Origin of the sequence: Streptomyces sp. LS1784, from assembly GCF_020103755.1 — a bacterium.
Lineage (GTDB): Bacteria > Actinomycetota > Actinomycetes > Streptomycetales > Streptomycetaceae > Kitasatospora.
The window spans coordinates 1-23,366 of sequence record NZ_JAHSQD010000084.1 but is presented as its reverse complement, the minus strand read 5'-3'; the positions used below and the strand labels follow the sequence as shown (position 1 = coordinate 23,366).

Here is a 23,366-nt window from a genome sequence, read left to right as displayed (position 1 = left end):
CGGGGCCAGTGCCAGGGCGGCCTCGGCGCCGTGCGCCAGTGCCCGGTTGAGGCCGCCGCCGGGCTCGTCGGCCACCACGAGCGCGCCGAGCGCGGCCAGCAGGGGGCCGGCCGTGGAGTCCCGGGTGACCACCAGGACCCGGTCGACGCCCGGGGTGGCCAGGGCGGCGGTGACGGTGTCGAGCGCGAAGGACAGCGCCAGGTCAGCCCGGTGCGGCCCGGCGTACGGCGCCAGTCTGCTCTTGGCCAGGGCGAGAGGCTTGAGCGGAAGCACCAGCGACCAGCCGGCCGTGGGTGCGGGGGGCGCGACGGGCCCGCTGGGGCGTACGGTGTCCTGGGTCATCGGCGTCATTGTGGCGCCGGTCCCGGAGCCCTCGCCAGGCCGTCCGAGCTGTGCGGACGTGCGTTTGATCACGCCCGCCGGGCGGGTTGGCGCGGTTGCTCGACAGCCGGTGAGCGGGCGGGCGACACTGGTCCGCGCCCGTGGCCCGGGCGCCGGTGGAATCGGTGCGCGGCACCGGGACGCCATGACCGCGGCACTCGATGCCGCATCGGATGAGAAGGAGCTGGGGTGGCCCGCCGCTCGTACGCCAAGTTCGGCAACGCCGACTACGGCATCTGGTACCGCTTCGCGGCCGTGCTGGTGAAGCCGGTGACGACCGCCCTGGTGAAGCCGGACTGGCGGGGCTGGGAGCACATTCCGAAGAACGGCGGATTCATCGCCGCGGTGAACCACAATTCGATCATCGATCCGGTGATCTACGCGCACTGGCAGTACAACAGCGGACGTCCGCCGCGCATTCTCGGCAAGTCCTCGCTGTTCTCGGTTCCCTTCATCGGATTCATGCTGCGCAAGACCGGCCAGATTCCGGTGTTCCGCGAGTCCACCGACGCCGCGCAGGCGTTCCGGGCCGCGATCGACGCGGTCAACGGCGGTCAGTGCGTGCAGTTCTACCCGGAGGGCACGCTCACCCGGGACCCGGACCTGTGGCCGATGACCGGCAAGAGCGGGGTCGCCCGGGTCGCGCTGATGACCGGTGCGCCGGTCATCCCGGTCGCGCACTGGGGCGCCCACGAGATCATCCCGCCGTACGGCCGGCCCGGTTACGGGAAGGGCAGGTTCAACCTGTTCCCGCGGCACAAGGTCACCGTCGCGGCCGGGCCGCCGGTGGACCTGAGCAAGTACCAGGGGCAGGAGCTCACCGCCCAGGTGCTCGCCGACGCGACCGAGGACATCATGACGGCGATCACCGCCGTGCTGGCCGAGGTCCGCGGCGAGGAACCGCCGGCCGAGCGCTACGACATGCGCAAGGCCGCCCGGGAGCGCGCCGCGGCCGCGCTGGCCGAGCGCCGGCGCGCCAAGGGCGAGCCGGGCAAGGGCACCGGGGAGGCCGGCAAGTGACCCGCTGCGCCGTGATGGGGACCGGCTCCTGGGGCACCGCGTTCGCGATGGTGCTCGCCGACGCCGGCTGCGAGGTCGTGCTGTGGGCCCGTCGCCAGGAGCTGGTGGACGCCGTCAACTCCACCCACGAGAACCCGGACTACCTGCCGGGCGTCCGGCTGCCCGACACCGTACGGGCCACCACCGACGCCGCCGAGGCGCTGGCCGGCGCCGACTTCGCGGTGCTCGTGGTGCCCTCGCAGACGCTGCGCGACAACCTGGCCGCCTGGACGCCGCTGATCGAGCCGCAGACCGTGCTGGTGAGCCTGATGAAGGGCATCGAACTCGGCACCGCCAAGCGGATGAGCGAGGTCATCGACGAGGTCACCGGGGTCGGCCCGGAGCGCGTCGCGGTGGTCAGCGGGCCCAACCTGGCCAAGGAGATCGCCAACCGGCAGCCCGCGGCCAGTGTGGTCGCCTGCTCCGACGAGGCGGTCGCCAAGCGGCTCCAGGCGGCCTGCCACACGCCGTACTTCCGGCCGTACACCAACACCGACGTGGTGGGCTGCGAACTCGGCGGTGCGGTCAAGAACGTGATCGGCCTGGCGGTCGGCATGGCGGCGGGCATGGGGCTCGGCGACAACACCAAGGCGACCCTGATCACCCGCGGGCTGGCCGAGACCACCCGGCTCGGCGAGGTGCTGGGCGCGGACCCGCACACCTTCGCGGGACTCGCCGGGATGGGCGACCTCGTGGCCACCTGCTCCTCGCCGCTGTCGCGCAACAACACCTTCGGCATGAACCTGGGCCGGGGCATGTCGCTCGCGGAGACCATCGCGGCCACCCGGCAGACCGCCGAGGGCGTCAAGTCCTGCGAGTCGGTACTGGACCTGGCCCGGCGCAACGGGGTCGACATGCCGATCGTCGAGGCGGTGGTGGACGTGGTGCACAACGGGCGGCCGACCCAGGAGGCGCTGCAGACGCTGATGTCGCGTTCGGCGAAGGCGGAGCGGCGCTGAGTCCGGCGGCGCCGCCCGGCCCGCGGCGCCGCCCGGCCCGCGGCGCCGCCTACCTTCCGGTAGGCACTCGCACGGTAGTCTCAAACCCGATATGAGCATCGAACAGACCTCCCCGAACCGGCCCGACCGGAAGCCGCGCGTCGCGCTGGTCTTCGGCGGGCGCAGCTCCGAGCACGCGATCTCGGTCTCCACCGCGGGCAGTGTGCTCAGGGCGATCGACCGCGACAAGTACGACGTGCTGCCGATCGGCATCACGCACGAGGGCCGCTGGGCGCTGACCAGCGACGAGCCGGCCCGGATGGCCATCACCGACGGGAAGCTGCCGGACGTGGCACACGTCGCCGAGGGCGTCGACGGCCAGGTCGCGCTGCCGGCCGCCCCGGGCAACCGCGAGGTGGTCCTGACCGAGCCGGGCAGCGCCCCCAAGGCCCTCGGCGAGGTCGACGTGGTGTTCCCGCTGCTGCACGGTCCGTGGGGCGAGGACGGCACGCTCCAGGGCCTGCTGGAGCTCTCCGGCGTCCCGTACGTCGGCAACGGCGTGCTGGCCAGCGCGGCCGGGATGGACAAGGAGTTCGCCAAGCGGATCCTGGCCTCGCACGGTCTGGACGTCGGCCGCTACACCATCGTGCGGCCGCGCGAGTGGGAGTCCGAGGCGGGCCGCGCGGCGGTGCGCGAGCGGGCCGCCGAGCTGGGCCTGCCGCTGTTCGTGAAGCCCTGCCGGGCCGGCTCCAGCATCGGCATCACCAAGGTGAGGGACCTGGCCGACCTCGACGCCGCGATCGAGGAGGCCCGTCGGCACGACCCCAAGCTGATCATCGAGGCCGGCGTCACCGGCCGCGAGATCGAGTGCGGCGTGCTGGAGTTCGAGGACGGCCCGCGGGCCAGCGTGGCCGGCGAGGTCCTGGTCGGCGAGGGCTACGACTTCTACGACTTCGAGGCCAAGTACATCGACTCCTCGGAGGTGCAGATCCCGGCGAAGCTCACCGCCGAGGAGCTCGCCGAGATCCAGCGCCAGGCGGTCGAGGCCTTCGAGGCGCTCGGCTGCGAGGGCCTGGCCCGGGTGGACTTCTTCCTGCTGGAGGACGGCACCTGGATGATCAACGAGATCAACACCATGCCCGGCTTCACCCCGATCTCGGCCTTCCCCAAGATGTGGGAGGCCAGCGGGGTCACGTACCCGGAGCTGATCGACCGGCTGCTCGGGACGGCGCTGCGGCGTTCGACCGGGCTGCGCTAGCGGGTCCTGCGGCGGAGGGCGGGCCGGGAGCTCCCGGCCCGCCCTCGGTACGTCCCGTCAGGCCCGGGCCGTCGCCCGGCTCAGCCCGGGACGTTGGCCTTGACCGCGCCGCTCAGGGCGGCCGCCGGGTCGAAGGGGTTCTGCGCGGCCCCGGCCGGGACGGTCACCTCGACGTAGGCGGCGCGCATGGTCGTCACGAAGCGGTAGCCGCCGTCGGCGAGCTTCTGCGACCACCAGGTGACGCCGTCGACGCTCGGGGACCAGTCCGCGGCGTGATCGCCGTCCAGCTCCTCCGGCCGGTCGATGCCGCAGCGCAGCACCGTCCGGGGCGAACCGCCCCAGGCGGCCACGTACGGCGAGGCGGGCGACGGGTCCCTGCGGGCGTGCCCGAGCAGTTCGGCGGGCAGCGCGGCGGCGAGCGAGCGGCAGTACTCGGCCGCCCTGCCGCTCGGCCGAGGGACCTCGACCTTCGGGTCGGCCGGGCCCCAGCTGCCGACCAGCACCACGACCGTGCAGGTCAGCGCGACGGGCAGGGCCAGCCAGCGAACCGGGGCCGGCAGGGCGGTCAGCGCCTTGGGGACGCGCAGTTCTCTGGCCACCCGCCGATGGTATCCGGGGCTCGGGACCTGTCGTCGCACTCCGACTGCGGGGCGCCCGACGACAGGCCCCGGGCGTCCCGGACCTACAGGTGCACCACGGGACAGGTGAGGGTGCGGGTGATGCCCTCGACCTTCTGGACCTGGGCCACCACCATGCGGCCCAGCTCGTCGACCGTCTCGGCCTCGGCCTTGACGATCACGTCGTAGGGGCCGGTGACGTCCTCGGCGGTGAGCACGCCGGGCATCTCGGAGATGGTCCCGGCCACGGCGGTGGCCTTCCCAACCTCGGTCTGGATCAGGATGTATGCCTGTACCACGAGGACCTCCCGGCGGCCGGTTAAGGGGGATCGCCGCCGTGATCACCCGGTCAGGCGTGTGGGTGGGTGGGCTCACCGGCAGGCTGATCACCACGCTACCGCGCAGCGGGCCGGGGAGGGGAGACCCCGAGGCCCCCGAAGGGCGTACGCTGCGCGCGGGGGAGCGCGACGGGGACCGAATCGGATGGAAACGCGAGAGGACGGCAGATGCAGGGGACCGTGGGCGAGCTCGGCGAGTTCGGCCTCATCAGGGAGCTGACCGCCCGGGTACCGCTCACCGACGCGGTCGACCTCGGCCCCGGTGACGACGCCGCGGTGGTGCGGGCTCCGGACGGCCGGGTGGTGGCGACCACGGACGTCCTGATCGAGAACCGGCACTTCCGCCGGGACTGGTCCACCGCCTACGACGTGGGCCGCAAGGCCGCCGCCCAGAACCTCGCCGACGTGGCCGCGATGGGGGCGGTGCCGACCGCCATACTGCTCGGCCTGGTCGCCCCCGCGGACCTGCCGACCACCTGGGCCACCGAGTTGATGGACGGACTGCGCGACGAGTGCCAGGTGGCCGGGGCGACGGTGGTCGGCGGCGACGTGGTGCGCGGCGACACCGTCACGCTCGCCATCACGGCGCTCGGGGACCTCCAGGGGCGTGCGGCGGTGACACGCGCCGGTGCGCAGGTCGGCGACGTGGTCGCGGTGACCGGCTGGCTCGGCTGGTCGGCCGCCGGCCTCACCGTGCTCCAGCGCGGCTTCCGCTCCCCGCGCGCCTTCGTCGAGGCGCACCGCCGTCCCGAACCGCCGTACCACGCGGGTCCGGCGGCGTCCGAGCTGGGCGCGACCTCGATGATCGACGTGAGCGACGGGCTGGTCGCCGACCTCGGCCACGTGGCCCGGGCCAGCGCGGTGGACATCGACCTCAGGGCCGCCGACTTCGACGTCCCGGCGCAGATGGCCGACATCGGCCAGGCGGTCGGGGTGGACCCGTTGGTCTGGGTGCTCTCCGGAGGCGAGGACCACGCGATCGTGGCCACCTTCCCGCGCGGGGTCCAACTCCCTGCCCGCTGGCGGGTGGTGGGCGAGGTGACCGGCCGTCCGGCGGGCAGCCGCGGCGGCCGGGTGACGGTGGACGGCGCGCCCTGGGACCGGGTCGGCGGCTGGGACCACTTCGCCGAGTAGCGCGCGGCCCGCGCGGATCCCCGTACGGTGGGCGGCGCGTGACGTCCCGGCGTGCGGGGGGACGGGCGTCGCGGGTGCGTTTTGCGTACGCTGACGGCATCCCAGCCCGCCCGTCCGGCGCGGGTGGTCCGAACCACGGCGAGCGGGAGCACACCAGACATGCGGATCGGTGTACTGACCAGCGGCGGCGACTGCCCCGGCCTCAACGCGGTGATCCGCTCGGTGGTGCACCGGGGCACCGACGTCCACGGGGACGAGATCGTCGGCATCCTGGACGGCTTCCTCGGGCTGATCGAGGGCCGCACCCGGACGGTCTCGCACGACGACGTCACCGGCCTGCTCACCCTCGGCGGCACCATCCTGGGCTCGGCCCGGGTGCGGCGGGACCGGATCGCCTGGGCGGTGGAGAACGCCGAGGCGCTGGCCCGGGAGATCGGCATCGACGCGCTGATCGCGATCGGCGGCGAGGGGACGCTGACCGCCGCCAAGCAGTTCAGCGACGCCGGACTGCCCGTGGTCGGGGTGCCGAAGACCATCGACAACGACATCGAGGGCACCGACGTGACCTTCGGCTTCGACACCGCCGTGCACGTCGCGACCGAGGCGATCGACCGGCTGAAGACCACCGCCGAGTCCCACCAGCGCGTCATGGTGGTCGAGTTGATGGGCCGGCACACCGGCTGGATCACCCTCACCGCGGGCATGGCGGGCGGTGCGCACGGCATCCTGATCCCGGAGAAGCCCTTCGACATCGAGGCGGTGGCCCGGATAATCGAGGACCGCTTCGCGCGCGGCAAGAAGTTCGCCATCATCGCCGTCGCCGAGGGCGCCTCCCCGGTGCCCGGCACCATGCGCTTCGACCACGGCGAGGTCGACCAGTACGGCCACCGGACCTTCGGCGGGATCGGCAACCGGCTCGCCCACGAGCTGGAGAACCTGCTCGGCAAGGAGGCCCGCCCGGTCATCCTCGGCCACGTCCAGCGCGGCGGCACCCCGACCGCCCGGGACCGGGTGCTCGCCACCCGGTTCGGCTGGCACGCGGTGGAGGCCGTCCACCAGGGGGCGTTCGGGCACTTCACGGCGTTGCGCCGGACCGGCATCGAGCTGCTGCCGCTCGGCGACGCGGTGACCCGGCTGAAGACGGTGCCGAAGGACCGCTGGACGGAGTCCGAGGCGGTGCTCTGAAACCGCGCGGGTAGGTTGGGGCCCATGGCCCTCCCGTCTCCCACCCCAGCCCTCGGCCGACTCTCCCCCGGACTCCGTCCGGGGGCACCCCCATCGGGCGGCCCCTCCGAGGCACCTCCCCGCGTGCTCACCGTCGCCGGCTCCGACTCCGGCGGCGGCGCCGGCATCCAGGCCGACCTCAAGACGATGCTCGCCCTCGGCGTCCACGGCATGAGCGTGATCACCGCCGTCACCGCGCAGAACTCGCTCGGCGTCCAGGGCTACTGGGAACTGCCCGCCGAAGCCGTCCGGGCGCAGTTCCGCAGCGTGGTGGACGACATCGGGGTGCAGGCCGTGAAGACCGGCATGCTCGCCTCGGTCGAACTCGTCGAGACCGTCTCCGAGCTGCTCGCCGGGGTGGACGCCCCGGTGGTGGTCGACCCGGTCGGGGTCTCCAAGCACGGGGACGCGCTGCTGGTCGCCGAGGCCGTCGCCACCGTCCGCGAGAAGCTGCTGCCGGTCGCCACCCTGGCCACCCCCAACCTGCACGAGGTGACCCAGCTCACCGGGCTGACCGTCGAGGACGAGTCGCAGATGCTGGAGGCCGCCAAGGCACTGGTCGACCTCGGGCCGCGCTGGGCGCTGGTCAAGGGCGGCCACCTGGCGGGCGAGGCCGCCGACCTGCTGTACGGCGGACCGGAGGAGGTGCACTGGTTCCGGGCGCCGCGCTACGACAACCGGCACACCCACGGCACCGGCTGCACCCTGGCCAGCGCGATCGCGGCCGGCCTGGCCAAGGGCGAGCCGCTGCCGCAGGCGGTGGCCTCCGCCAAGGAGTACATCACCGGCGCGATCGCCGGGGGCTTCGCCCTGGGCGCCGGCATCGGCCCGGTCGACCACGCCTGGCGCTGGCGCTGAGCACCCCGGAAAAACGATGGTGGGCGGGCTCCTCAGGGGAGCCCGCCCACCACCGGTGAGTCCGGAAAACGGCGTAGCCGGCCACGGAAACAGCGAAGCCGGCCCATCCGAGGATGAACCGGCTCACTGGAGGACCGGCATGCCGGTCTGCGCGTCAGCGCGAGACCTTACCGGCCTTGATGCACGAGGTGCAGACGTTGAGCCGCTTCGGCGTCCGCCCAATCACAGCGCGCACCGTCTGGATGTTGGGGTTCCAACGACGGGGGGTACGGCGGTGAGAGTGGGAGATGCTGTTGCCGAAGCCCGGCCCCTTGCCGCAGACGTCGCAGTTGGCAGCCACAGGAGTCACTCCAAGACTTCAGATCAGATACTTTCGAAAACCCCACTCACCCACCAGAACACTCACGTGAACCGGACCGGACAAGGGGGTGAGCCTGGACGGTTCCAGGCAACCGGAAGAGCATACAACGCTTGCTTCCGTCCCACGAAACTACCATGACCGGCCGAGTGATCGCTCCGGTCGCGGGGACGGACGGCCCTGCCCCGCCCCGATAACCTGCCGGTATCACCCCTTGCCGCAGGCCTGACTGTGCGCTGCCCCTCGGGCCACCGCGGCGTCCCATCCGGAGGAGACCTGGTGCTGCACACGCTCGACGCCCCGGCCGTGCGCACCTGGTGCCAGCTCGCGCTGCGCGCGCTCGGCCAGGCCCGCGAGGAGATCGACGCGCTCAACGTCTATCCCGTCCCGGACGGCGACACCGGCACCAACCTCTACCTGACCGTCGAGTCCGCCGCCGCCGAGGTGGAGAGCCGCTTCGCCGACCCCGCCGTCGACCCGGCCCCCGGGCTGGCCGACACGGTCCGGGCGATGGCCCGCGGCGCACTGGTCGGGGCCCGCGGCAACTCCGGGGTGATCCTCGCCCAGTGGCTGCGCGGCACCGCCGAGACGCTGGCCGAGGGAGGCGGCGCCGAACAGCTGCGGGCCGCCCTGCAACGGGCCGCCGACTCCGCGTACCAGGCCGTCGCGGAGCCCGTCGAGGGCACCCTGCTGACCGTCGCCCGGGTCGCCGCCCGGGAGGCCGTCCGGGCCGGGGACGGGCTCGCGCAGGTCGCCGACACCGCCTACCGGGCCGCCCGGGACGCGCTGCGGCACACCCCCGAGCAGCTCGCCGTGCTGGCCGAGAACGGGGTGGTGGACGCCGGCGGGCGCGGCCTGGTGGCCGTCCTCGGCGCGCTCGCCGACGCCGTCGCCGGACAGCAGCCGATGGGGCCGGTCGCGCTGCGCGGGGACGTCCGGGCCGTCGAGAGCTGTGAGACGCACCTGCGGCCGCCCGGCCCCGGCCACCCCGCCTTCGAGGTCATCTACCTGCTGGACGCCCCCGACGAGGCGCTGCCCGCGCTGCGCGAGCGGCTCGGCGGGCTCGGCGACTCACTGGTGATCGGCGGCGGCGACGGCCTGTGGAACGTGCACGTCCACGTGGACGACGCGGGCGCCGCCGTGGAGGCCGGGGTCGGGGCAGGGCGCCCGCACCAGATCCGGATCACCCACTTCGCCGAGGCCGCCGCCCGGGCCGGCACCACCGCCGAGCGCGGCGAGCGCGAGGAACGTGCCCGCGCGGTGCTCTCGGTGGTCTCCGGCGAGGGCCTGGCCGAACTCTGCGAGCAGGCCGGTGCCGTCGTCCTGCACGCCGACCCGGACCGCCCGCCGGCCAGCGCCGAACTCGCCGCCGCGGTGCGCCGCTCGGCCGCCCGTGAGGTCGTCCTGCTGCTCAACGACCCCGAACTGCGCGCCGCCGCCGGGGCCGCCGCCGACCAGCTGCGCGAGGAAGGGGTGCGGATCGCCGTCCTGCCCACCCGCTCGCCGGTGCAGGGCCTGGCGGCGCTGGCGGTGCACGAGGGCGGCCGCCGCTTCGACGAGGACGTGGTCGCCATGACCTCCGCCGCCGGGGCCACCCGGTACGCCGAACTGGCCGTCGCCGAGGGGGAGTCCTGGACGATGGCCGGGGTCTGCCAGGCCGGGGACGTGCTCGGGCTGATCGACGGTGACGTCGCGGTGATCGGCGCGGGGCTGGCCGAGGTCGGCGAGAGCGTGCTGGACCGGATGCTCGGGGCGGGCGGCGAACTGGTCACCCTGATCCTCGGCGAGGGCACCGACGAGGCGCTCGCCGAACGGCTGGTCTCCCACGTCCGGCACCGGCGGCCCGAGGTGGACGCGATGGTCTTCCACGGCGGACAGGAGCCGGCGCCGCTGCTCATCGGGGTGGAGTAGGGCCTGTTCGTCGGTGCCTTGGTGTAAACAGGGGCCTGATGGGCGCTCTCGATGAACCACTGACCAAGCTCGTCGGCGACCGCACCGCGAAGGTGCTCGCCGACAGCCTCAAGCTGCGCACGGTCGGGGACCTGCTGCACCACTACCCGCGCCGCTACGTGGAACGCGGCCAGCTCACCAGCCTGGACGAGCTGGAGATCGACGAGCACGTCACCGTGCTGGCCCGGATCGAGAAGGTCACCCTGATCCCGTTCCGCGGCCGCAAGGGCGACCGGCTGGAGGTCGTCGTCACCGACGGCCGCAGCCGGCTCTCGCTGGTCTTCTTCAACCAGGGCTGGCGGCAGAAGGAGCTCAAGCCCGGCGCCCAGGGCCTGTTCGCGGGCAAGGTCGGGGTCTTCAACCGGACCCGCCAGCTGGTCTCGCCGGACTACCAGCTGCTCGACGAGGACGCCGGGTCCGACGCCGCGCAGCAGTTCGCCGGCCGGCTCATCCCGGTGTACGGCGCCAGTGCGCAGATGCCCAGCTGGAAGCTGTCGATCTGCATCGAGACCGCGCTCACCAAGCACCTCGGCGACGTCGGCGAACCGCTGCCCGCCGAACTGCGCGAGCGGCACGACCTGATCCCGCTGCCCGAGGCACTGGAGCTGATCCACCGCCCGCGCGGCCACGCCGACCGCGAGCGCGCCCAGAGCCGGCTGCGCTGGGACGAGGCCTTCGTGCTCCAGGTCGCCCTCGCGCAGCGCCGGGCCGCCGACTCCGCCCTGCCCGCCAAGCCGCGCAGGGCCCGCGAGGGCGGTCTGCTGGACGCCTTCGACGCCCGGCTGCCGTTCACCCTCACCGAGGGCCAGCGATCAGTCTCCGCCGAGATCGCCGCCGACCTCGCCACCGAACACCCGATGCACCGGCTGCTCCAGGGCGAGGTCGGCTCCGGGAAGACCCTGGTCGCGCTGCGCGCCATGCTCGCCGTGGTGGACGCGGGCGGCCAGGCGGTGCTGCTGGCGCCCACCGAGGTGCTCGCCCAGCAGCACCACCGCTCGATCGTCGAGATGATGGGGGACCTCGCCGAGGGCGGAATGCTCGGAGGCTCCGACCTCGGCACCCGGGTGGTGCTGCTGACCGGCTCGATGGGCGTCGCCGCCCGTCGCCAGGCGCTGCTCGACATGGCCTGCGGGGACGCCGGGATCGCCATCGGCACCCACGCGCTGATCGAGGACAAGGTGCAGTTCCAGGACCTCGGCCTGGTCGTGGTGGACGAGCAGCACCGCTTCGGCGTCGAGCAGCGGGACGCGCTGCGCGCCAAGGGCGAGCAGCCGCCGCATCTGCTGGTGATGACCGCCACCCCGATCCCGCGCACCGTCGCGATGACGGTCTTCGGGGACCTGGAGACCTCCGTCCTGGACCAGCTGCCGGCCGGCCGCTCGCCGATCTCCACCCACGTCGTCCCGGCGCTGGAGAAGCCCAACTTCCTCACCCGGGCCTGGGAGCGGGTCCGCGAGGAGGTCGCCAAGGGCCACCAGGCGTACGTGGTCTGCCCCCGGATCGGGGACGAGGAGCCCGCCGCCGACCCGAAGAAGAAGCGGCGCAAGGCCGCCGAGGAGGACTTCGAGGAGGTCGCCGACGAAGGCGCCGCCAGCGACGAACGACGGCCCCCGCTCTCGGTGGTGGAGACGGCGGAGAAGCTGACGAAGGGCCCGCTGAGCGGCCTGCGGGTGGAGATCCTGCACGGTCGGCTCGCGCCGGAGGCCAAGGACGAGGTGATGCGCCGGTTCGCGGCCGGCGAGGTGGACGTGCTGGTCGCCACCACCGTGATCGAGGTCGGCGTCAACGTCCCCAACTCCACCGCGATGGTCATCATGGACGCCGACCGCTTCGGCGTCTCCCAGCTCCACCAGCTGCGCGGCCGGGTCGGTCGCGGCAGCGCGGCGGGCCTGTGCCTGCTGGTCAGCGAGATGCCCGGGGGCAGCGCCGCAAGGGCCCGGCTGGACGCGGTGGCGGGCACCCTGGACGGCTTCGAGCTGTCCCGGATCGACCTCGAACAGCGCCGTGAGGGCGACGTGCTGGGCCAGGCCCAGTCCGGGGTGAAGTCCTCGCTCAAGGTGCTCTCGGTACTGGAGGACGAGGAGGTCATCCTCACCGCCCGCACCGAGGCCACCCGGCTGGTCGCCGAGGACCCGGACCTGGCCGCCCACCCGGAGCTGCGCACCGCGCTGGAGAGCCTGCTCGACGAGGACCGCGCGGCCTACATGGAGAAGGGCTGAGGGGGCCTCGGACGGGCCGGATTGTCAGACCCCCGGGAGAGAATGAAGGTGTTCAGGGCGCACCCCCAAGGTGCGTACCTGGCGCGACACTTGGGGGTCATGCCATGGCATTCCGTCATCTCAACGAGCTCCCGCTGGGCGACAAGGTCTTCCGGATCGAACTCGCCAGCGACGACGACCGCGAAGTCACCCTCACCCTGACCGGCTGGCGCGAGGGGGCGGCCGCCTCACCGCTCGCCTCGGGCAAGCTCCGCCTGCCGGTCGAGGACGTCGCCTCGCTGCGGATCGCGCTCAACCGCGCGCTGCGGGCGCTGGCGATCGTCGCCGACGTCTCCGAGCCCATCCCCGACCGCGACGTGCTGCGCGAGCTGTACCCCGGCCACGGCGCCCCCTGGGTGCCGCAGCACGAGGAGGAGCTGGTCCGGCGCTTCCACGACGGCGAGACCATCGCCCGGATCGCCGCCCGCTTCGGCCGCACGCCCGACTCCGTCCGGACCAAGCTGCGCGAGCTCGGGCACGACCCGCGCCGCCCCGAGTTCTGCCCGCCCGACGGCTGCCTGTCCTGGTCCCGCTACGCCTCGCCGGCCCTGCTCGGCGCGGGCGTCCCGGCCCAGTCGGCGGGCTCCGAGGCGAGCTGAGCACCGCGTGCCACAGTGCGGCCCGGCGGGATGCTCCTGCCGGGCCGCACCCGTTCGGCGTGAGCACGGTGCGGTGATCGGGATAGCGTGGTCGGGCAGCGACGAAAGGACCTCCCACCACCATGACCCGCGTGATCGCCGGGGCGGCCGGCGGCCGCCGACTGGCCGTACCGCCCGGCCGGGGCACCCGCCCGACCTCCGACAAGGCCCGTGAGGCGATGTTCTCCACCCTGGAGGCACTGCGCGGCACCCTGCACGGGACCCGGATGCTGGACCTGTTCGGCGGATCGGGCGCGGTCGGACTGGAGGCGCTGTCGCGCGGCGCCGAGCACGTCCTGCTGGTCGAGGCGGACAGCCAGGCGGCCCGGGTGATCCGGGAGAACGTCCGGGCGATCGGCCTGCCGGGGGCCGAGGTGCGGGCCGCCAAGGCGGAGAAGGTGATCGTCGGCCCGCCCCCGCAGAGCCCGTACGACCTGGTCTTCCTCGACCCGCCGTACGTGGTGACGGACGAGGAGGTCCGCGAGATGCTGATCACACTCCTGGCCGGGGGCTGGCTCGCGGAGGACGTACTCGTCACCGTGGAGCGCAGCACCCGCGGCGGCAGGTTCGACTGGCCCGAGGGTTTCGAGGAGCTGCGCTCCCGCCGCTACGGCGAGGGCACGCTCTGGTACGGTCGCGCCGCCGCGGCCGGTGAGCAGGAGTAACAGGCCGCGGCCCGCAGCAGCCGTCACCCCACGAGGGAGCACACACGCCATGCGTCGAGCCGTCTGTCCCGGTTCGTTCGACCCGATCCACAACGGCCACCTCGACATCATCGAGCGCGCCTCGAAGCTGTACGACGTGGTGCACGTCGCGGTCCTGGTGAACCCGAACAAGCAGGGCATGTTCAGCATCGCGGAGCGGATCGGCCTGATCGAGGAGGTCACCGCGGAGTTCGGCAACGTGGTGGTCGAGTCGCACCAGGGCCTGCTGGTGGACTACTGCCGCGAGCGCGGCATCCCGGCGATCGTCAAGGGCCTGCGCGCGGTCAGCGACTTCGACTACGAACTGCAGATGGCGCACATGAACAACGGCCTGACCGGGGTGGAGACGCTGTTCCTGCCGACCTCGCCGACGTACAGCTTCCTCTCCTCGACGCTGGCCAAGGAGGTCGCCTCGTACGGTGGCGACGTCTCGCACCTGCTGCCCGCGACGGTGCACCGCCGGCTGGTCGAGCGGATCGCGGAGCGCAAGGCCGCGCAGTAGTCCGCTGCCTGTCCGTTTCTGCCGGTTCGTCACAGATTGTCCTGCGGGCGGAAGACCGGTTCGGCTCAGGCGTTGTGACCCCGCCCGGCCGTGGCCGTACAGTCTGTATTCCTGCCCTGCGGTGAGGTCCACCGCGTCGGGCCTGCCTCCGCCGGACCGTCGGCGGCACACGGAAAGACGAAGCCCCGTGGACGTGCAGAACAAGGTCGACGAGATCGTGGCGGCGGTCGAGAACGCCCGCTCGATGCCGATGTCGGCCTCCTGCGTGGTGAACCGGGCCGAGCTGATCGGCCTGCTCAACGACCTCAAGTCGGCCCTGCCCGCCGAACTCGCCCACGCCCAGTCGGTGATGGCCGACCACGAGCAGGTGGTGGCGGGTGCCCAGGCCGAGGCCGAGCGGATCATCCAGGGCGCGCACGCCGAGCGCGGCTCGCTGATCTCGGACACCGAGGTGGTCCGCCAGGCCCAGGCCCAGGCCGACCGGATCCTCGCCGAGGCGCGCGCCGAGGTCGACGCCAAGCGGGCCGAGGCCGACGACTACGTGGACAGCAAGCTCGCCAACTTCGAGGTCGTGCTCACCAAGACGCTCGGCGCGGTCGGCCGCGGCCGCACCAAGCTGCGCGGCGACTCCAGCGTCTTCGAGACCGAGTCCGAGGGCGAGAGCGACGGCGAGGAGTTCCGCCCGCAGCGGATCAGCCCGAGCCCCGAGGTGGACGAGTACGTCGATGTGAAGCTCGCCACCCTGGAGAACGTGCTCGGCGCCACCCTGGAGGCGGTCGGCAAGGGCCGGGACAAGCTGCTCGGCAAGCGCCCCATCGACGAGCTCGGCGCCTACCTGGCCGCCGCCGACCAGGCCCAGCAGGCCAAGGAGCGGGCCGAGGCGGTGGCGGCGGGCTTCGCCCAGGACGCCGAGGGCGAGGACATCGCCTGGTACCGCGAGGACGTCCCGCAGCAGCAGACCTGGCCGGAGCAGACCCCGGCCGCGGCCGGCTGGCAGGCCCCCGGCACCGACCAGTACGCGGCCGCCCAGCAGCCGGCCGGGCAGTACGCGGAGGTGTACGGCGGCGGCTACGACCCGGCCGGCCAGGGTGATCCGTACAACACCCAGTGGGGCCAGGGCGGCTACGGGCAGCAGGGCTACCCGGAGCAGCAGCAGGGGGGCTACGGCCATCCCCAGCAGCAGCCGGGCTACGTCGCGCAGTCGTACGACGGCTACACCTACCCCCAGCCGCCGGCCGCCCCGCCGGCCGTGCCACACCCGCAGCAGGGCCAGGGCCAGGGCCAGGGGCAGGGGCAGGGCCAGGGCCTGGACGAGACCAGCTTCTTCGACACCAGCATGATCGACATGACCAGGCTGCGGGAGCTCGGCGGCCGCTGAGCGGACCGTGCGGGAGTCTCCTGACGGGACCGAAGTTGGGCCTGGCGGGAGACTCCGGTAGTCTGACCACTCCGGCCTCTCCATGTCCGGCTGTCGGCTTGCCCGCGCAACGCCGACCGGACGGAGACGCAATCGAAGATTCCCCATGGAAGTCAGGACACCGTGAACCGCCTCGACCACCGTGACCCCCTCGTGTTCGACACGCACGAGCTCGGTCGTCGCCCGGGCTCGATGCGCAAGGTGAGCCGGACCCTGGAGGCCCCCGAGGGCTTCGGGATCATCGACGTGATCGGCGTGCCGGAGAAGAGCCCGATCGATCTGGAGCTCCGCCTGGAGTCCGTGGTCGAGGGCGTGCTGGTCACCGGCACCGCCGAGACCCACGTCGAGGGCGAGTGCGTCCGGTGCCTGGAGCCCGTCGAGTTCGACGTCGACGTGGACTTCCAGGAGCTGTACTACTACCCGGAGTCCGACGAGCGTCATCGCGCCCGGACCGCCGGGGCCGAGGACCTCGACGAGGACTCGGAAGAAGAGACTTACCGTCTGGAGGGCGACTTCTTCGACCTCCAGCCGGTGCTGCGTGACGCGGTGGTGCTCGCACTGCCGCTGCAGCCGGTGTGCCAGGAAGACTGCCTGGGCCTGTGCTCCGAGTGCGGAGCGCGCCTGAGCGACGACCCGGCGCACCACCACGATGCCGCCGACCCCCGGTGGGCGGCTCTGCAGGGACTCTCCGCCGCCCCCGGCGACGAGGGTGACGGATCTAAGAACAGCGACACCCGTGAGGGTCTCGCCGAGAACCAGGAGAAGTAGCCGTGGCTGTTCCGAAGCGGAAGATGTCGCGCAGCAACACGCGCCACCGCCGTTCCAACTGGAAGGCCGTTGCCCCGGCCCTCGTGGCGTGCGACCGCTGCCACGAGCCGAAGCTGGCGCACATCGCGTGCCCGAGCTGCGGCACGTACAACCGTCGCCAGGTCCTCTCGGTCTGATCGGCGGGGTGTACGGATCGATGTCGGACGGTAACTCCACCCGCAAGGCGTCCACCGCCCCGAAGGGTTCTTCGGGCGGCGGCAAGGCCGGCGGGCCGGCTTCGACCGAATACGACGTCCTGGAAGGGCGCCTCGGGTACACGCTTGAGCGCGCCCTTCTGGTACGTGCCCTGACCCACCGCTCGTACGCGTACGAGAACGGTGGGCTGCCCACCAACGAACGCCTGGAATTCCTCGGCGACTCGGTGCTGGGCCTGGTGGTGACCGACACCCTCTACCGCGTCCACCCGGACGTCCCGGAGGGCACGCTCGCCAAGCTGCGCGCCGCGGTGGTCAACTCCCGCGCGCTCGCGGACGTCGGCCGCGGCCTGGAGCTCGGCGCGTTCATCCGGCTCGGCAAGGGCGAGGAGGGCACCGGCGGCCGTGACAAGTCGTCGATCCTCGCCGACACCGTCGAGGCCGTGATCGGCGCCATCTACCTGGACCAGGGACTGGACGCGGCCACCGAGTTCGTCCACCGGCTGTTCGACCCGCTGATCGAGGAGTCCTCTCAGCTGGGTGCCGGCCTGGACTGGAAGACCAGCCTCCAGGAGCTCACCGCCTCGGTGGGCATCGGAGTGCCGGAGTACGTGGTCATGGAGTCCGGTCCGGACCACGAGAAGACCTTCACCGCGGCGGCCCGGGTGGCCGGCGAGGACTTCGGCAGTGGCGTCGGCCGCTCGAAGAAGGAAGCCGAGCAGAAGGCCGCCGAGAGCGCCTGGCGCGCGATCAAGGAGAAGTACGCCGACCGGCTGCCCGCCGGGGCGTGACATCGAAGTAGCCTTCACTCCTGCTGATCCGTACCGAGCAGGAGGCGTGTTCCCGTGCCCGAACTTCCCGAGGTCGAGGTCGTCCGCCGTGGTCTGGCCAACTGGGTGGCCGGGCGGACCGTCGCCGACGTCCAGGTGCTGCACCCGCGCGCGGTGCGCCGCCAGCTAGCCGGCGCGGCCGACTTCGCGGCCCGGCTGACCGGCACCACCCTCGGCACCGCGCAGCGGCGCGGCAAGTACCTGTGGGTGCCGCTGGCCGGTACCGGGGCAGGATTCTCGCTGATCGGCCACCTCGGGATGAGCGGCCAACTCCTCGTCCAGGACCCGTCCGTACCCGACGAGACGCACCTGCGGGTGCGGCTGTGCTTCGCCGACGGCGGGCGCGAACTGCGTTTCGTCGATCAGCGGACCTTCGGCGGCCTGGCGGTCGAGGAGGCCGAGGACGGGGACCCGGAGGGCACCCCGGTCTCCATCGCGCACATCGCCCGCGACCCGCTCGACCCGCGCTTCGACGACGCCGCCTTCGTGACCGCGCTGCGCGCCAGGCGGACCACGGTCAAGCGCGCCCTGCTCGACCAGACCCTGATCAGTGGCGTCGGCAACATCTACGCCGACGAGGCGCTGTGGCGCTCCGGGCTGCACTACGACCGCCCGACCGCGACGCTCACCCGCCCGAAGGCCCTGCTCCTGCTGGCCAACGCCCGGGACGTGATGACCTCGGCGCTCGCCGTCGGCGGCACCAGCTTCGACAGCCTCTACGTCAACGTGAACGGCGAGAGCGGCTACTTCTCCCGGGAGCTCGACGCCTACGGCCGCGAGCAGGAGCCCTGCCGCCGCTGCGGCACCCCGATCCGGCGGGCGGCCTGGATGAACCGCTCCAGCTACTTCTGCCCCCGCTGCCAGCGCGTGCCGCGCACCCGCAGCGGGGGCTGAGCCCGCACTACCTCCGGGTGAGTTCGGCCTCCTCCGAGGCCGCCTCCCCGGGCGCGCCGTGGGTGTCCTGGCCGAAGTAGGCGACCCCGACCGCGGCGACCACCGCGAGCAGGAAACCGATCACGCCGAGCCAGCCCAGGCCGGCCTTGGAGGAGTCGCCGAGCCAGAGCACGCCGACCGCGCCGGGCAGCACCGTCTCGCCGACCACCAGCGCGGCGGTCGCGCCGTTCACCGAGCCGATCTGGAGCGCCACGGTGTGGATGTACATCCCGCCGATGCCGCCGACCAGCACCGCGTAGAGCGCCGGGTCGGAGAGCAGCGATCCGAGGTCGAACGGCTCGATGCCGTTGAGGATGCGCACCCCGACGCCCAGGGCGCCGAAGCCGAGGCCGGAGAGCAGACCGGCGACGATCGCGCCGTTGGAGCCCATCCACCGCACCAGCAGGCTGCCGCCGACCAGCAGCACCGTGGTGATGATCAGCAGCCACCAGTGGAAGGACATCGCCGCGTGGTGGCCGCCCTCCGGTCCGGCCGAGACGGCCAGCAGCACCAGCGCCGAGCAGAGCACGGCGATCGAGGCCCATTCCAGCTGCTTGAGCCGGATGCCCAGCAGCTTGATGCTGAGCACCGCGGTGATCACCAGGTTGGCGCTGATGATGGTCTGGGAGAGAAACAGCGGCAGCAGCCGGGCGGCCAGCGCGCCGAGCCCGAAACCGATCAGGTCGAGCACCGTGCCGAGAATGAACTCCCAGGTGACGGCGGCCTTCGCGGTCGAGGACAGGCTCGGGCCGCCGTGCTCGGTGGTCGAGGTGGTGGCGCCCTTGGCCGCCTCCTCCCGGGCGGAGCGGCGGGATCCGACGGCCTGGAGGACCGAGCCGGTGCCGTAGCAGGCGGATGCCGCCACGGCAGTGACGAGGCCGATGATCACCGAGCGCTCCGATCGGGAGTTGGGTCAAGAACAGGTTGAGTAAAGAAAAGGCAATGGGACCGGTGGTCCGGGACCACTATGCCCGTTCGCACGGTACGGTCGGCACGCCCCCGCAGTGCCCCGAAACCGGGCCGGGCCCGCCGGAACGTACGTCCGGGAACCTCCCGCGGTTCCCACGCGGGCCCCGTTTCAGGGGTGACCGGGGGAAACATCATCCCCGAGGAGGGGAGCGGCCCCGGCGGTCGGCGGGGAGTCTTGTCGATACCAGTATGCGAAGGGTATGGCGTGCTCGGGGGCCGGTCACGGTAGCGTCGAGGGCATGAGAACCCTTGCACGACGTTCCCGGGGCGCCGGGCCGCTTGCCCTGGTGGCGGCGCTGCTCGGGCTGCTGCTCCTGCTGGCGCCGGCGGCCTCGGCCGCGGGCGGGCTGAGCGATGCCGCCGCCACCCTGAAGAAGGGCCAGGTCTACGTCGCCCCGGCCATGACCAGCCGCTTCAGCCAGTCCCAGGCGGACGCCCTGTCGAAGAAGATCGACAAGGCCGACAAGCCGATCTTCGTCGCGGTCATCCCCGACTCCGCGTACGCGAAGTCCACCCTCCAGGACCTCCGCACCCTGGTGGGCATCGACGGCGTCTACGCGGTCTGGCACGACGGCACGCTCGACGCCGGCGGCGACCGCGGCGCGATGGGCGCCGGTCAGCCGCAGCGCATCGCCGGCGCGGCCTCCCGCTCGAACGGCGGCGACATCGACGCCACCCTGAACTCCTTCGTCGACCAGGCCGCCCCGCAGACCAAGGGCACCGGGGTCAACCACAGCACCTCGATCGCCTGGGTGGTCATCCCGGTACTGCTGCTGGTGCTGGCCGGCGCCGGGGTCTTCTTCCTGTTCCGCCGCGCCAAGAAGCGCAAGGAGGAGCAGGCCCGGGCCGAGCTGGAGCAGCTGCGCCGGGTGGTGGACGAGGACATCACCGCCTTCGGTGAGGAACTGGACCGGCTCGACTTCAACCCGGGCGCGGCGGACGCCGACGAGGCCCAGCGCACCGACTACACCCACGCCCTGGACTCGTACGAGAAGTCCAAGCGGCTGATGGACGAGGCGAAGAAGCCCGAGGACGTCAAGCAGGTCACCGAGGCGATCGAGGACGGCCGGTTCGCGCTGGCCAACCTGAGCGCCCGGCGGGACAAGCGCCCGCTGCCCGAGCGCCGTCCCCCGTGCTTCATGGACCCGCGCCACGGCCCGTCCGTCAAGGACGTGGACTGGGCCCCGGCTGGCGGCTCCGCCCGTTCCGTGCCGGTCTGCCAGGCCGACGCGGACCGGGTGGCGGCCGGCCTCGACCCGGCCGTGCGCACCGTGGACACCGACCAGGGCCCGCAGCCGTACTGGAACGCCGGCCCGGCGTACGCCCCGTACGCGGGCGGCTACTACAGCAGCTTCGGCGGCGGTCTGCTGCCCGGCCTGCTGGTCGGCACCATGCTCGGCTCGATGATGAGCTCCCCGGCCTACGCGGCGGCGCCGATGATGGGCGGGGGCTACCAGGACCAGTACGAGGGCGGCGACTTCACCGGCGCCGACTTCAACCCGGCCGACTTCGGCGGCGGCGACTTCGGTGGTGGCGGCGATTTCGGCGGAGGGGACTTCGGCGGCGGGGACTGGTAACCCCCCCGAGCCGACGCCCACGTCAGCGGCCCCGCCGGTCCTCCGGCGGGGCCGCTCCCGTCCGGGTGCGCGGCGGCGTCCGCGGGGCGGGCCGGGCTGTGACCGGGTGCGCGGGCGGCTAGGGTCGGGGGCATGCACGGTCGCGACGCCCACAGTGAGGAACCGGTCCGGGTGACCGCCTGGGTCCGGGGGAAGGTCCAGGAAGTCGGGTTCCGCTGGTGGACCAGGGCGCGGGCGTTGGAGATCGGCCTGACCGGCTACGCGAGCAACCTCGGTGACGGCCGGGTGCAGGTGGTGGCCGAGGGGCTCGCGGCCGACTGCGAGCAGTTGCTGGCCCGGCTGCGCGGCCCGGGGACCCCGGGCCGCGTCAGCGGGGTCACCGAGATCTGGACGGCCGTCGGCCCTGGCTACGAGGGTTTCGAGATCCGCTGAGCCCGCCCCGACCCGGCCCTTCGGCGGCCCTTCGGCGGCCCGTCGGAGGTCTGCCGGAGGCCTGCCGCGCGGGCTTCCGGGAAAAGATCCGGAACAGTCGGTGTCACGAGGTTGCCATCCGGGCAGACTCGTGGTTGACTCCGCATCGAACGATGATCCACGAGCACGTGGTGGATCCGTCCCGAGGCCCCCAGGCGTGACGACACCGCCGGGCAGGTGACAGGGGGGCGGTAGCGTGCGGTGATCGTGTTGACCCGTACCGTCTTTGGTGAGACGCTGGAAGCCCGCGCACACGATCGCGTTTTCCCGGCAGGCGTATGCCCTCGTGAGCCCAGCTCACGGTGGTTGCGCCGTAGTGCCCAGCCAGCACTTCCGGTGGCGCGCCGCGCGTGCGTCCCCCTTCCCCCTAGACCTGTACCGTTCCGGTTCGGTCACTCAGCGTGGAGGACCATTCATCATGGCAAAGGCGCTTCTCGGGTACGTCGGCGGCCCCGACCCGCGAATGCTCTCCGAGATGCGGCGGCTTCAGCAGCGCGTCCAGGAGCTTGAAGCGGAGCTCCTTCGGATGCAGGCTGAGAACGACGCTCTGACCGCTGTCACCGGCGAGCACTCGCTGCTCAACAGCATCGATCTGGATCAGCGGGAGCCGGCTCTCACCTGAGTCCCGCCCGGTCCTCGCAGATCGACGCCGCTGTGCACTGAGCCGCCCCGAAAGGGACGCAGCTTGCAAGGGACGCCCGGATGTGGCGTCCCTTCGTCGTGTCCGACTCCGGATACAGTCGCACGCTGGGGCCCCTGGCGAGCGACGAGGAGACCGGCCGCGTGCACCTGAAGAGTCTGACGCTGCGCGGGTTCAAGTCCTTCGCCTCCAGCACCACCCTGCGCTTCGAGCCCGGCATCACCTGCGTCGTCGGCCCGAACGGCTCCGGCAAGTCGAACGTGGTCGACGCGCTGTCCTGGGTGATGGGCGAGCAGGGGGCCAAGTCGCTGCGCGGCGGCAAGATGGAGGACGTCATCTTCGCCGGGACCAGCGGGCGCGCCCCGCTCGGCCGTGCCGAGGTCAGCCTCACCATCGACAACAGCGACGGCGCCCTGCCGATCGACTACTCCGAGGTGACCATCACCCGGACCATGTTCCGCAACGGCGGCAGCGAGTACGCGCTCAACGGCGAGACCTGCCGCCTGCTGGACATCCAGGAGCTGCTCTCCGACTCCGGCATCGGCCGCGAGATGCACGTCATCGTCGGGCAGGGCCAGCTGGACTCCGTGCTGCACGCCGACCCGATGGGCCGGCGCGCCTTCATCGAGGAGGCGGCCGGCGTCCTCAAGCACCGCAAGCGCAAGGAGAAGGCGCTGCGCAAGCTGGACGCGATGCAGGCCAACCTCAACCGGGTCCAGGACCTGGTGGCCGAACTGCGCCGCCAGCTCGGACCGCTCGGCCGGCAGGCCCGGATCGCCCGCCGGGCCGCCGGCATCCAGGCGGACCTGCGCGACGCCCGGCTGCGGCTGCTCGCCGACGACCTGTGCACGCTCCGCCGGGCCGTCGAGGCCGAGGTCGCGGACGAGCTGGCGCTGCGGCTGCGCCGCACCACCGTCGAGCAGGAGCTGGCCGCCGCGGTGCAGCGCGAGCGCGTCCTGGAGGCGCAGGTCCAGCAGCTCGGTCCCGGTCTGGAGGCCGCCCGGCAGACCTGGTACCGGCTCTCCGCGCTCGCCGAGCGCACCCGCGGCACCATCGGGCTGGCCGAGGCCCGGGCCCGGCACGCCGTCGCCGGGGGCCGGGGCGAGGAACGGCGGGGGCGTGACCCGGAGGAACTGGAACGGGAGGCCGAGCGGGTCCGCGAGGAGGAGGCCGCGCTGACCGAGGCGCTGGAGGAGGCCCGGTACGCGCTGGCCGAGGCGGTCGAGCGCAAGGACGGACTGGAACGGGAGCTGGCCGCGGAGGAGCGCCGGCTGCGGGACGCCGCCCGGGCCATCGCCGACCGTCGGGAGGGCCTGGCCCGGCTGCAGGGGCAGGCCGCCGCCGCCCGGT

The 23,366-nt window shown here is 72.8% G+C and carries 24 protein-coding genes and 1 pseudogene; 20 read left to right on the top strand and 5 right to left on the bottom strand.

Annotated elements, in window-relative coordinates; genetic code table 11:
- A pseudogene (locus KS423_RS13190) lies at positions 1-342 on the bottom strand (2-phospho-L-lactate guanylyltransferase); the annotation flags it as partial.
- A gap of 228 nt (positions 343-570) precedes the next feature.
- Here KS423_RS13190 and KS423_RS13185 point away from each other — a divergent pair.
- The 3 genes from KS423_RS13185 to KS423_RS13175 all read left to right on the top strand — a co-directional run bounded on the left by KS423_RS13185 (position 571) and on the right by KS423_RS13175 (position 3,636).
- Positions 571-1,401 (top strand): 1-acyl-sn-glycerol-3-phosphate acyltransferase, encoded by an 831-nt coding sequence (locus KS423_RS13185; protein WP_224278614.1) that lies wholly within the window; start codon positions 571-573, stop codon positions 1,399-1,401.
- Positions 1,398-2,399 (top strand): NAD(P)H-dependent glycerol-3-phosphate dehydrogenase, encoded by a 1,002-nt coding sequence (locus tag KS423_RS13180; protein ID WP_308020180.1) that lies wholly within the window; start codon positions 1,398-1,400, stop codon positions 2,397-2,399. The genes KS423_RS13185 and KS423_RS13180 overlap by 4 nt, the downstream gene beginning before the upstream one ends.
- Positions 2,400-2,490: 91 nt before the next feature.
- The gene (locus KS423_RS13175; protein WP_224278612.1) at positions 2,491-3,636 is read left to right on the top strand and encodes a D-alanine--D-alanine ligase family protein; all 1,146 of its coding nucleotides are present in this window, start codon (positions 2,491-2,493) and stop codon (positions 3,634-3,636) included.
- A gap of 80 nt (positions 3,637-3,716) precedes the next feature.
- On the opposite strand, the gene KS423_RS13170 is transcribed toward KS423_RS13175, so the two are convergent.
- Together KS423_RS13170 and KS423_RS13165 are read right to left on the bottom strand one after the other, a co-directional pair.
- Complete coding sequence (locus KS423_RS13170; RefSeq protein ID WP_224278610.1) at positions 3,717-4,235, bottom strand: DUF3515 family protein; 519 nt, start codon at positions 4,233-4,235, stop codon at positions 3,717-3,719.
- Between the two features lie 83 nt (positions 4,236-4,318).
- Positions 4,319-4,552 (bottom strand): Lrp/AsnC family transcriptional regulator, encoded by a 234-nt coding sequence (locus KS423_RS13165; protein ID WP_224278608.1) that lies wholly within the window; start codon positions 4,550-4,552, stop codon positions 4,319-4,321.
- 207 nt (positions 4,553-4,759) lie between these two features.
- Here KS423_RS13165 and KS423_RS13160 point away from each other — a divergent pair, with 207 nt between their 5' ends.
- The 3 genes from KS423_RS13160 (at position 4,760) to thiD (ending at position 7,807) form a co-directional block, all read left to right on the top strand.
- A complete protein-coding gene (locus tag KS423_RS13160) occupies positions 4,760-5,725 on the top strand; it encodes a thiamine-phosphate kinase (protein ID WP_224278606.1) in 966 nt (321 codons plus the stop codon).
- A gap of 159 nt (positions 5,726-5,884) precedes the next feature.
- Positions 5,885-6,910 carry an ATP-dependent 6-phosphofructokinase gene (locus KS423_RS13155; RefSeq protein ID WP_224278605.1) on the top strand — a complete coding sequence of 342 codons (1,026 nt, stop codon included), beginning with the start codon at positions 5,885-5,887 and terminating at the stop codon, positions 6,908-6,910.
- Between the two features lie 123 nt (positions 6,911-7,033).
- Positions 7,034-7,807, top strand: a complete 774-nt coding sequence (gene thiD, locus KS423_RS13150) for a bifunctional hydroxymethylpyrimidine kinase/phosphomethylpyrimidine kinase (RefSeq protein WP_224278603.1) — start codon at positions 7,034-7,036, stop codon at positions 7,805-7,807.
- 154 nt (positions 7,808-7,961) lie between these two features.
- Here the strand turns inward: thiD and rpmB are convergent, their stop codons facing one another.
- Complete coding sequence (gene rpmB, locus KS423_RS13145; protein ID WP_014138233.1) at positions 7,962-8,147, bottom strand: 50S ribosomal protein L28; 186 nt, start codon at positions 8,145-8,147, stop codon at positions 7,962-7,964.
- Between the two features lie 297 nt (positions 8,148-8,444).
- On the opposite strand from rpmB, the gene KS423_RS13140 reads away from it, so the two are divergent.
- From KS423_RS13140 to mutM, 10 genes are all read left to right on the top strand, one after another.
- On the top strand, positions 8,445-10,076 hold the full coding sequence (locus KS423_RS13140) for a DAK2 domain-containing protein (RefSeq protein WP_224278601.1): 1,632 nt from the start codon (positions 8,445-8,447) through the stop codon (positions 10,074-10,076).
- Positions 10,077-10,114: 38 nt separating this feature from the next.
- Complete coding sequence (gene recG / locus KS423_RS13135) at positions 10,115-12,334, top strand: ATP-dependent DNA helicase RecG (RefSeq protein ID WP_224278599.1); 2,220 nt, start codon at positions 10,115-10,117, stop codon at positions 12,332-12,334.
- Positions 12,335-12,438: 104 nt separating this feature from the next.
- Positions 12,439-12,972, top strand: a complete 534-nt coding sequence (locus KS423_RS13130) for a hypothetical protein (protein ID WP_224278597.1) — start codon at positions 12,439-12,441, stop codon at positions 12,970-12,972.
- A 122-nt stretch (positions 12,973-13,094) separates the two neighbouring features.
- Positions 13,095-13,676, top strand: coding sequence for a 16S rRNA (guanine(966)-N(2))-methyltransferase RsmD (rsmD, locus tag KS423_RS13125; protein WP_224278595.1), 582 nt, complete (start codon positions 13,095-13,097; stop codon positions 13,674-13,676).
- A 49-nt stretch (positions 13,677-13,725) separates the two neighbouring features.
- Positions 13,726-14,217, top strand: coding sequence for a pantetheine-phosphate adenylyltransferase (gene coaD, locus KS423_RS13120; protein ID WP_224278593.1), 492 nt, complete (start codon positions 13,726-13,728; stop codon positions 14,215-14,217).
- A 187-nt stretch (positions 14,218-14,404) separates the two neighbouring features.
- Positions 14,405-15,595 carry an ATP synthase F0 subunit B gene (locus KS423_RS13115; protein ID WP_224278591.1) on the top strand — a complete coding sequence of 397 codons (1,191 nt, stop codon included), beginning with the start codon at positions 14,405-14,407 and terminating at the stop codon, positions 15,593-15,595.
- Positions 15,596-15,757: 162 nt separating this feature from the next.
- Positions 15,758-16,402 (top strand): DUF177 domain-containing protein, encoded by a 645-nt coding sequence (locus tag KS423_RS13110; protein ID WP_224278589.1) that lies wholly within the window; start codon positions 15,758-15,760, stop codon positions 16,400-16,402.
- A 2-nt stretch (positions 16,403-16,404) separates the two neighbouring features.
- Complete coding sequence (gene rpmF, locus KS423_RS13105) at positions 16,405-16,578, top strand: 50S ribosomal protein L32 (RefSeq protein WP_030275709.1); 174 nt, start codon at positions 16,405-16,407, stop codon at positions 16,576-16,578.
- Positions 16,579-16,598: 20 nt separating this feature from the next.
- Positions 16,599-17,387 carry a ribonuclease III gene (gene rnc, locus KS423_RS13100; RefSeq protein ID WP_224278587.1) on the top strand — a complete coding sequence of 263 codons (789 nt, stop codon included), beginning with the start codon at positions 16,599-16,601 and terminating at the stop codon, positions 17,385-17,387.
- Positions 17,388-17,441: 54 nt separating this feature from the next.
- Positions 17,442-18,320, top strand: coding sequence for a bifunctional DNA-formamidopyrimidine glycosylase/DNA-(apurinic or apyrimidinic site) lyase (gene mutM / locus KS423_RS13095; protein WP_224278585.1), 879 nt, complete (start codon positions 17,442-17,444; stop codon positions 18,318-18,320).
- Between the two features lie 7 nt (positions 18,321-18,327).
- On the opposite strand, the gene KS423_RS13090 is transcribed toward mutM, so the two are convergent.
- A complete protein-coding gene (locus tag KS423_RS13090; protein ID WP_224278583.1) occupies positions 18,328-19,248 on the bottom strand; it encodes a hypothetical protein in 921 nt (306 codons plus the stop codon).
- Positions 19,249-19,567: 319 nt separating this feature from the next.
- On the opposite strand from KS423_RS13090, the gene KS423_RS13085 reads away from it, so the two are divergent.
- The 4 genes from KS423_RS13085 to KS423_RS13070 form a co-directional block, all read left to right on the top strand.
- Positions 19,568-20,905, top strand: coding sequence for a hypothetical protein (locus tag KS423_RS13085; protein WP_224278581.1), 1,338 nt, complete (start codon positions 19,568-19,570; stop codon positions 20,903-20,905).
- 132 nt (positions 20,906-21,037) lie between these two features.
- The gene (locus tag KS423_RS13080; protein WP_224278579.1) at positions 21,038-21,337 is read left to right on the top strand and encodes an acylphosphatase; all 300 of its coding nucleotides are present in this window, start codon (positions 21,038-21,040) and stop codon (positions 21,335-21,337) included.
- A gap of 457 nt (positions 21,338-21,794) precedes the next feature.
- Entirely contained in the window at positions 21,795-21,998 is a 204-nt protein-coding gene (locus tag KS423_RS13075) for a hypothetical protein (protein WP_224278577.1), read from the top strand.
- A gap of 161 nt (positions 21,999-22,159) precedes the next feature.
- Positions 22,160-23,366, top strand: a 1,207-nt coding sequence (locus tag KS423_RS13070; protein WP_224278575.1) for a chromosome segregation SMC family protein, incomplete at its 3' end; no start/stop codon positions are given.